Raw genomic sequence first — 8,557 nt, forward strand, 5'->3', positions numbered from 1 at the left:
CTCCCCGACCCACAGCCCCAGGATGTCGCGGCACCCGTCCACATCCACGCCCAGGGCGACGTACACGGCCTTGTTCGCGACCTTCCCGTCGCGGACCTTGACGTGGATCGCGTCGCAGAACACCACCGGGTACACCTCGTCCAGCGGGCGGCTGCGCCACTCGGCCATCGTCTCCAGGACCCGGTCGGTGATCGCCGAGACGGTGTCCTTGGACGCCTCGACCCCGAACACCTCGTGCAGGTGGGCTGCGACCTCCCCGGTGGTCAGGCCCTTGGCGACCAGGGAGATGACCATCTCGTCGATCCCGGAGGTGCGCCGGGAGCGCTTGCCCACCACGGCCGGGGCGAACGTGCCGGCGCGGTCGCGCGGCACGTTCACGGCCACCGGGCCGATCTCGGTGCGCAGCGTCTTGCGTCGGGTGCCGTTGGCGCGGTTCGCCCCCGACGCGGCGGCCAGGTGCTCGTCCAGCTCGGCGGTAAGCGCGGCCTCGAGCACCGCCTTGGTGATCGGCACCAGCAGCCCGTCGGCGCCCAGCAGCTTGAGCCCGCCGTCGGCGGCCTGCTCGCGGGCGGCCGCCGCCAGCCCGGCCAGGGTGTCCGGGTCGATCAGCTCGACCAGGTTCTGCGCGAAGTCAAGGCTCACACCGTCGGATCCTGCGACCGTCGCCTGGTTGGTGTCAATAGCGGTGTTAGTCATACGAATCATCCCTTCGTGACCGGATGTTTCGCTTCCGCACCGTTATCGAGACAGACCCACCGTGCTGTATGAAAAGTGTCGGGAATTGCATCAGGCGGGAGCGTTGTCGCTGGTCGCCTGATGAGGCTGATGCTTGCGCCGATGTCTCAGAGGCTTCATGGATGGGTTCTGACCTGCGTGACTTGCACGGCGCCTGCGTCTGATGCATGATCCTGCCCTCTGATGGTCGCGACTGGTTGGGTCGGAGGGGCTTGTGGGACGGGGCGGGTTGGCAGGTTCCGCGCACCTGGAACTCGTCTCGGGAGTGGTGCATCTGCGTCCGCAGGACGCGATGTTCGAGGCAATGCTGCGCGGTTGGTGCGCCCAGCAGACGGCCCGGGGCCTGCAGCAGGCGACGATCGAGGCGCGGGAGAAGCTGGTGCGCCGGTTCCTGGAGTTCACTAACGCATATCCGTGGCAGTGGACCCCGGGCGACGTGGATGAGTGGACGGTGTCGCTGACCTCGGAGAAGCATCTGGCGCCGTCTACGATCCGCGGGTACCAGACGGATCTTCGCCTGTTCAGCGAGTACGTGACCGACGGCCGCTACGGCTGGGCGGTGGAGTGTGACAAGGCGTTCGGCACCTTCCCGGTGGCGATCTGCCACGAGTGGAACACGATCGCCCACCTGAACGAGTACGAGGGCAACCCGGAGGCTCGCCCGTTCACCCGCGAGGAACTGCAGCGATTCCTCGACTATGCCGACGACCAGGTCGAGCGGGCGGTGCGGGTCCGGCGCAAGGGGGCGTTGGCGGCGTATCGCGATGCGACGATGTTCAAGGTCCTCTACGCCTGGGGACTGCGGCGCACCGAGTGTTCGAAGCTCGACCTGGTCGACTTCGGGCGCAATCCGGCCGCCCCGGAGTTCGGCCGGTTCGGGATGCTGCACGTGCGCTACGGCAAGGCGGTGCGCGGCCAGCCGCCGCGGCGGCGCAACGTGCCGTCGGTGATGGGCTGGGCAGTGGATGCGGTGGCCGACTACGTCGAGAACGTCCGACCGAGGTTCGATTGCGCCGAGCATCCGGCGCTGTGGGTGACCGAACGGGCCGGCCGACTTCAACCGGCGGAGATCAACGCCCGGTTCGTCGCCTACCGCGACGCGCTCGGACTGCCGAAGGTGCTCACGCCGCACTCGCTGCGGCACTCTTGGGTGACCCACCTGACCGAGGACGGGGTCGACCGCCGGTTCATCCAGGAAGCTGTCGGGCACCGGTGCGATACGTCCACGGCCATTTACACCCACGTGAGTGGAGACTTCATGAACACCGCGCTGCGCAAGGCACTGACACCGGCGTTCGAGGCCCCCGCGCCGCGGCGGGAGGGCCGGTAGATGACCTCGCTGCTGGACTACCGGTGGAACCTGCGGCAGGTGATGGCCACCCGCGGAATGTTCCAGACCACTGATCTGACCGGACCGCTGGCCGAGCGCGGGATCCAACTCTCCTCCAGCCAGGTCTACCGCCTGGTCGTCGAACGCCCCGAACGGCTGAGCTTGAAGGTATTGATGGCTCTGATGGACATCCTCGAGTGCCGGATGGACGAGCTGATCGAGCCAGTGGCGGCGCCCGGTGCCGCGGCCCGGCCGAAGAAGGCCGTCGGCGCCGAGACGAGCATCGGGCACCTGCGCCCCCGGCGCGCCCGCATAACCGCGGTGGGCGAGGAGTAGGACGTGGTCACGCCCCTCGCGCCGCAGGTACTGGCCGACCCGATCGCCGTGATCGTCGACGCGGTCGGGGCGGTCGAGCCTGCGCTCGAGCGGGAGGCGGTGACCGCGACGGTCGCCGGGCTTGCCGGCGGTCGGCACAAGCGCCGCCTTCTGGCCCAGGCGCTGCTCGATAGCCCAAAGGTCCTTCGGGACGGGCGCTCTCCGGCGCCGCGGGCGATCGGGGATCTGTTGCTGGCACTGCGCCAGCTCGGCGCCGAGAAGATCGCGCCGCCGGCGTGCGCAGACTGCGGCAAGCATCTTCGCACCCTGCAACGCCGCGGCCAGGACTGGTACTGCACGGTGTGCATCGCCGCGCCGGGCCCGTGCGCTGCCTGTGGGAAGACGAAACAACTGGTCTTCCGCGACCGGCAGGGACAGCGGCGCTGCGCCCAGTGCCCGCCGGTAGAAGGCAAGGATCCCGCCGAGTTGCTGCTCGATGTCGTGATCGGCATCGACCCTTCCGTGACTCCGAGCATCATGGCCGAGGCGGTCGCGGCTGTCGCCAGCCGCCCCGGGAACCGCCGCCACCTGGCCTGGGCGATCGAGCAGCGGCCGGAGCTGCTGATGGGTGCGGGCGCCGAAGCCCCGATCCCCTCGGTCCTGCGCTTGATCGAGGTTCTCGCCGATGCCGGGGTGCAGAACATCGTCCGGCCGGTCTGCCCCGGCTGCCGCCGGGCGATCAGCCTGCACCGGAAGATCAACGGGCTGTGGCTGTGCCGGACCTGCGTCGCCCACTCCCGGGCCGTGACCTGCACTGGATGCGGCGCCGTGCGCGAACCCGGAACCCGGGACGAATACGGACGCCCGCTGTGTCCAGCCTGCTTGATCAACGACCCGGCCAACCACGAGACCTGCGTCAAGTGCGGTCGTCACCGGCCGGTGAGCAACCGGACAGCGGACGGGCCGCTGTGCGCGAACTGCCGCCCTCTGACGATCGCGACCTGCAGCATCTGCGGCGCCCACGGACCGACGCTGGCTTCGAAGACCACGGGCAAACCGTGGTGCACCGCCTGCGCCCAGCGCTGGGCGATCTGTTCGGGCTGCGGCCAGATGCGCTCGATCCGCGGCGGAACGCGCACCGAGCCCCTGTGTTCGACCTGCACCCGTCCTGACGCCGAGTTCTGGCGTGAATGCCAAGACTGCGGCGAGACCGGACGCATCCACCTCGGACGCTGCGCCCGATGCGCGCTTGAGCAGAAGCTGTGTGAACTGCTCGGCGATCAGACCGGGCAGATACGCCCGGACCTGCGGGTTCTGTATCAGACACTGGCCACCACACCAAGGCCGCACACCGCCGCCGCATGGTTGACCAAGAGCACTGCTCCACAGATCCTGCGCAACATCAAAGACGGCGAGAAGCCGCTGACCCACGCCACCCTCGACGAACTGCCCACCGGCAAGACCGTCGAGCACCTGCGCTCCGTCCTGGTCGCTATCGGCACCCTGCCACCGCGCGACGAACAGCTGGCGCGGCTCGAACGGTGGATCGCCCAGACGATCGCCAAACGGGAGGACTCCGACGAGCGCGGCGTGCTGCACCGCTACGCCACCTGGCACGTCGTGCGCCGACTGCGCGGACGCCTGAACGGAACCGAGGCTACCTACGGCCAACTCACCACCGCCCGCCGCAACATCACCGCCGCCATAGCGCTGCTCGACGAGCTCGCCGGCCGCGGCACCACCCTGGCCACCGCCCGCCAGCGCGACCTCGACGCCTGGCTCGCCGACTCGGAAACCCCGAACCGGAAGGAAGCGGGCAACTTCATACGCTGGGCCAAGCGCAACAAGCTGACATCTCTCGACTTCGCCGCAGTCCGCTGGATGGGCCCGACCGGCGTCATCGATACCGAAACCCGCTGGAAGCAGGCTCGCACCCTGCTGCACGACGAGAACCTTGAGCCCGAAGACCGCGTTGCCGGACTGCTGGTCCTGCTCTACGCCCAGCGGACTGCGACCATCAGCCGCCTGACTCTCGACCACCTGCGCACAGGGCCAGGCGGCGTGCACCTGTGCTTCGGTGAGGAACCCATCCTGCTGCCAGAACCCCTCGACGGCGTGGTCCTGAGCCTCGCCGCGACCCGTACCGGGCATGCCACGATCGGAGAGAGCGGACAGTCCACCTGGCTTTTCCCCGGCGGCCAGCCCGGGCGGCCGATCAGCGCCTACCGCCTCGGCGAACGCCTCCACGAACTCGGCATACGCCCCAGCCGAGCCCGTTCTACCGCACTGTTCCAACTGGCCACCGAACTGCCCGCCGCGGTACTTGCTCGCATGCTCGGCATCCACATCGCGGTCGCGGTCGCCTGGCAGCGAGCCAGCAGCGGCGACTGGACGAACTACGCCGCCGAGATCGCACGGCGAGCCGACCGCAACGAGCACCCAGACCAGCGAGAACGGTGACCTACTGTGCGGACCTACCGCTATAAAGTGCAGACCAGCGCGTTCGGGCTGTTCCTTGGCATCGGCGCTGAGGTGCATCGTTCGCAGGATCCGCCTGCCATCGGCCACCGTGCCGGCACTCGAGTCTGGCTGGATGCCTCCAACATCACCGACACCTTCCGCGGCAAGCCCCTGCTTCTGAATGAGCACGAGATCGACTGGCTGCTGGCCGGCCTGCGCACTGTCGCGGACGAGATCGAGTCGATCGAGACGACCGGACACATCCTCATCACGGTACGTGCCCTTGAGATAGTCGAAACCGACTACGACGAAGTCGCCCTCGCTCCGGCCGTAGCGGAATGGGCGGCAGCCGAGTTCGGCCTGGCTCCAGGACGCGGACGCATCACACGCGACACGGGCACCGGCCGATACAGACTCGAGTGGAACGCGTGACCGACCACGGCCAACAACACGACCTTCAAGACACAGATACGGCACGCATTCCGACAGTTCTGATACCTGACGTCGCCAGAGGGACTCGAAGACCTTCTCAACAGCACCAACACCACCCCTGGGGCCGCAGCCGCCAACCTGGAAACCAACGGCTTCACCCAACTGCTCACCTACCTCCAGGCCACCGGCACCACCACCATCGCCGCCGGTCTAACCCCCTGCGACGGCTACACCGGAGACGGCGCCACCACCAACGACCCCTGCACCGCCACCGTCGACGGCAACCGCACCGACACCAACAACTGGCTCAACGGGAACAACCCCCAAGGCCTTAACCCCTGGTCGACGCCCCCGCTCTACTACACCGACCCCGACACCGCCATCGGCATCCCCGACACCAGCAACAGCGAGATCAAACTCCACCCCGACGCCGCCATCGGCACCAGCAACGGCAACACCACCCCCGACTACGCCAACCTCACCCTCGCAGGCTACGGCGCCCTGACCAACGCCATCCTAGGCGCCCAAGACACCTGGCTCATGAGCGACGGCGCCGGCCCCACCGCCAACGACACCGCCACCAACACCGGCAACGCCTACCTCGCGGGCGACACGCTCACCGGTGCGAACCCCCTCACCCTCAACAGCACCTACACCTGGACCAACGACGCCACCCGCGGCACCGCCCTGACCCTGGACGGCATAACCGGATACGGTGCGGCAAGCAACCCAATCGTCAACACCGTGCCCGGTGCCCAGATCTACACCCCGCAAAGCTTCACCGTCTCCGGCTGGGTCAACCTCACTTCCCTCCCGACCCGCAACGCCGCCGTCGCCACACAAAACGGCACAACCAACAGCGGCTTCTACCTCGGCTACAACTACGCTCGCGCCAACAAACCAGCCTGGGACTTCTACTTCGCCACCGCCGACACCATCAATCCCGGATTCAAAGACGCCACCACCTCAACCGCGAGCACAGGCTGGACGCACCTGGTCGGCGTCTACAACGCCGCGACCAAAACCGCTCAGCTGTATGTCAACGGCGCCCTCGCCGCCACCGCCACCGGTATCACCGAATGGCAATCGACCGGAGCGTTCACCGTCGGCAGAGACCTCTACAACGGCAACCCAACCGACTACTTCCCCGGCGAAATCAGCAACCTGCAAGCCTTCAACTACGCCCTGAGCGCACCCCAGATCACCGCCCTCCACGACCAAATCCAGTAATCCGGAGGTGTGACCACCCGTGCCCAGGCCCCGCAACCGGCCTGGGCACGGCCGTGACAGGGCATACGCGATATTTATCGTGCCGACACGGCACCCTCTGGGCCCGGACCGACAAAGAAGCTTGATTGCCGTCTCCAGACTGCCAGTACGGCAGGATCAGCAGCTGGTGCAGCACCGGAATAGCATCTATCGCCCGGCATCGGGGCATAGCGGACGCTTATGCGGGTACAGATTCGGGCGAATCGTGACAGAGATATACGACCACCGACTAGGGGTCAAGGGGTCGCAGGTTCAAATCCTGTCAGTTCGACGCTGTATGTGCAGGTCATGGCCGGTAACCGGTTTACGGTTACCGGCCGTTTTCGCGCCGGAAGCAGCACGTGGTGCAGCAGCTGCCACGAGATGGAGAGTCTCCGGCGGCGCGAAGAAGGCTCTCCGGCGTCAAAAACGTCAAAGCGTCACGGCCTTGATCTGTGCCTGGGTCACCCGCGCCTGATCAAGTGCGTTTCGGGTGTCATCGCCTTAAGAAGCTGTCTCACATCCTGTGATGTTGGCCTGTCTCGCCTGATGGTCAGTCAGGCGGCGTGACGAAGGCTCCTGCTTACTGGTGGTGTTCTCGACGCACCCCGGCATCAGGAGCCTTCCGTGTCATCTTCCCCCATGCCCGCATCCGATGTCATCGCTTCAGGTCGGCGGCCCTGCTGCCGGTACGCGCGGTTCCACGCGGAGCGTCCGCGACGCGAGCGGTTCTACCCCGGCGACATGACCGACGCCGAATGGGCGATCCTCGAGCCGCTGCTGCCGACGCCGGCGTGCACCACCGCGGGCGGCGGGCACCCGGAGCGCTACTGCCGCCGGGAGATCGTCGACGCGCTGCGCTACCTGGTGGACCAGGGCTGCAAATGGCGCGGGCTGCCGCGGGACTTCGCCCCGTGGAAGCGGGTCTACGCCTACTTCCAGCGGTGGGAGAAGGCGCAGGTCACCGAGCAGGTCGTGGACGAGTTGCGCAGGCGGGTGCGCGTGGCGGTCGGCCGGGATCCCGAGCCGAGCGCCGCGATCGTGGACTCGCAGTCCGTGCGCGCCGCCGCCACCGTCGGCGTGGGCTCGCGCGGCTGGGACCAGGCCAAGAAGGTCACCGGCCGCAAGAGGCACATCGCGGTGGACACCCTGGGCCTGCTGATCTGCGTGGTCGCGGGACCGGCGAACGTGCAGGACCGGGACGCCGCCCGGGTACTGTTCGCGCTGCTGCGCCTGGTATGTCCCACGGTCAGGCTGGTGTGGGCCGATGGCGGATACGCTGGGGAGTTGGTGAAGACCGCGAAGCGGTACTGGTCGCTGGCTGTCGAGATCGTCAAGCGCTGTGATGCGGCCACCGGCTTCGTGGTGCTGCCGCGCCGGTGGGTGGTCGAGAGGTCGTTCGCCCACCTGGCCAACGCCCGGCGCACCGTGCGCGATTACGAGCGGTTCGAAGAGACCCACGAGGCGATGGTGCGCTGGGCGGCGATACGCATGATGACCCGCCTCGCCGCCCAGCACGCCGCATGATCAGAAGAAGCGGGACAGCTTCTAAGAAAATCGAGTGCAGCACGAGGAGCAGCACGAGCCCGTCGCCGCCCCACCCGCTCAGGGCGGCACCCAACAAAGGCAGATTCACCGTGCTGCTCTGGGTGCTGCTCCTGCTGCTCACCGCAGGGGCGTGTGCTGTCACAGTCCCACCTCTCGGGCGATGCACACGACGCCGTGGTGCCCCCAAAAGCCGGTTCGAGGCGATCGCGGTGATGGCCGACGAGGGACTGCCGGTGCAGCTGGCGTCCCGCGTACTGCGTGTCTCAGAGTCCAGGTACTAACGGTGGAAGACAGGACCAGGTGGGACAGTCCTTCGTCCCGGGCCCGCCCGAGTGCCTCATGCAGATCAGGGGCCTAAGCCGGAGCAATGCTTGGAACCTGTGGATCGGCTCGGTGAGGGCGTACCCTCCCGAGTGATCGAATCCAAGGTCATCGAGTAGGCCGACGCGCCAACGTCGGCTGGGAGGGCACGCCCATGCTTACCGTAGT

At 67.5% G+C, this 8,557-nt stretch carries 7 protein-coding genes; 6 read left to right on the forward strand and 1 reads right to left on the reverse strand.

Features of this window, described 5'->3' with window-relative positions:
- The coding region (locus KGA66_RS26750) for an IS256 family transposase (protein WP_211471962.1) at positions 1-696 on the reverse strand (696 nt) is incomplete at its 3' end.
- 268 nt (positions 697-964) lie between these two features.
- On the opposite strand from KGA66_RS26750, the gene KGA66_RS26755 reads away from it, so the two are divergent.
- The 6 genes from KGA66_RS26755 to KGA66_RS26780 all read left to right on the forward strand — a co-directional run bounded on the left by KGA66_RS26755 (position 965) and on the right by KGA66_RS26780 (position 8,047).
- Entirely contained in the window at positions 965-2,065 is a 1,101-nt protein-coding gene (locus KGA66_RS26755) for a tyrosine-type recombinase/integrase (RefSeq protein WP_211471964.1), read from the forward strand.
- Entirely contained in the window at positions 2,066-2,401 is a 336-nt protein-coding gene (locus KGA66_RS26760; protein WP_211471966.1) for a helix-turn-helix domain-containing protein, read from the forward strand.
- 3 nt (positions 2,402-2,404) lie between these two features.
- The gene (locus KGA66_RS26765; protein WP_211471968.1) at positions 2,405-4,840 is read left to right on the forward strand and encodes a hypothetical protein; all 2,436 of its coding nucleotides are present in this window, start codon (positions 2,405-2,407) and stop codon (positions 4,838-4,840) included.
- A 6-nt stretch (positions 4,841-4,846) separates the two neighbouring features.
- Positions 4,847-5,272 carry a hypothetical protein gene (locus KGA66_RS26770; protein ID WP_211471970.1) on the forward strand — a complete coding sequence of 142 codons (426 nt, stop codon included), beginning with the start codon at positions 4,847-4,849 and terminating at the stop codon, positions 5,270-5,272.
- A gap of 540 nt (positions 5,273-5,812) precedes the next feature.
- Positions 5,813-6,502 (forward strand): LamG domain-containing protein, encoded by a 690-nt coding sequence (locus tag KGA66_RS26775; protein WP_211471972.1) that lies wholly within the window; start codon positions 5,813-5,815, stop codon positions 6,500-6,502.
- A 762-nt stretch (positions 6,503-7,264) separates the two neighbouring features.
- Positions 7,265-8,047, forward strand: coding sequence for an IS5 family transposase (locus tag KGA66_RS26780; RefSeq protein WP_211471974.1), 783 nt, complete (start codon positions 7,265-7,267; stop codon positions 8,045-8,047).
- Positions 8,048-8,557 lie beyond the last annotated feature (510 nt).

Origin of the sequence: Actinocrinis puniceicyclus (assembly GCF_018283645.1) — a bacterium.
GTDB lineage: Bacteria > Actinomycetota > Actinomycetes > Streptomycetales > Catenulisporaceae > Actinocrinis > Actinocrinis puniceicyclus.

What these genes read in the sequence shown, in the direction of transcription:
- KGA66_RS26760 (WP_211471966.1), top strand. Translation starts at nt 2,066, where the DNA reads ATGACCTCGCTGCTGGACTACCGGTGGAACCTGCGGCAGGTGATGGCC.
- KGA66_RS26775 (WP_211471972.1), top strand. Translation starts at nt 5,813, where the DNA reads ATGAGCGACGGCGCCGGCCCCACCGCCAACGACACCGCCACCAACACC.
- KGA66_RS26780 (WP_211471974.1), top strand. Translation starts at nt 7,265, where the DNA reads ATGACCGACGCCGAATGGGCGATCCTCGAGCCGCTGCTGCCGACGCCG.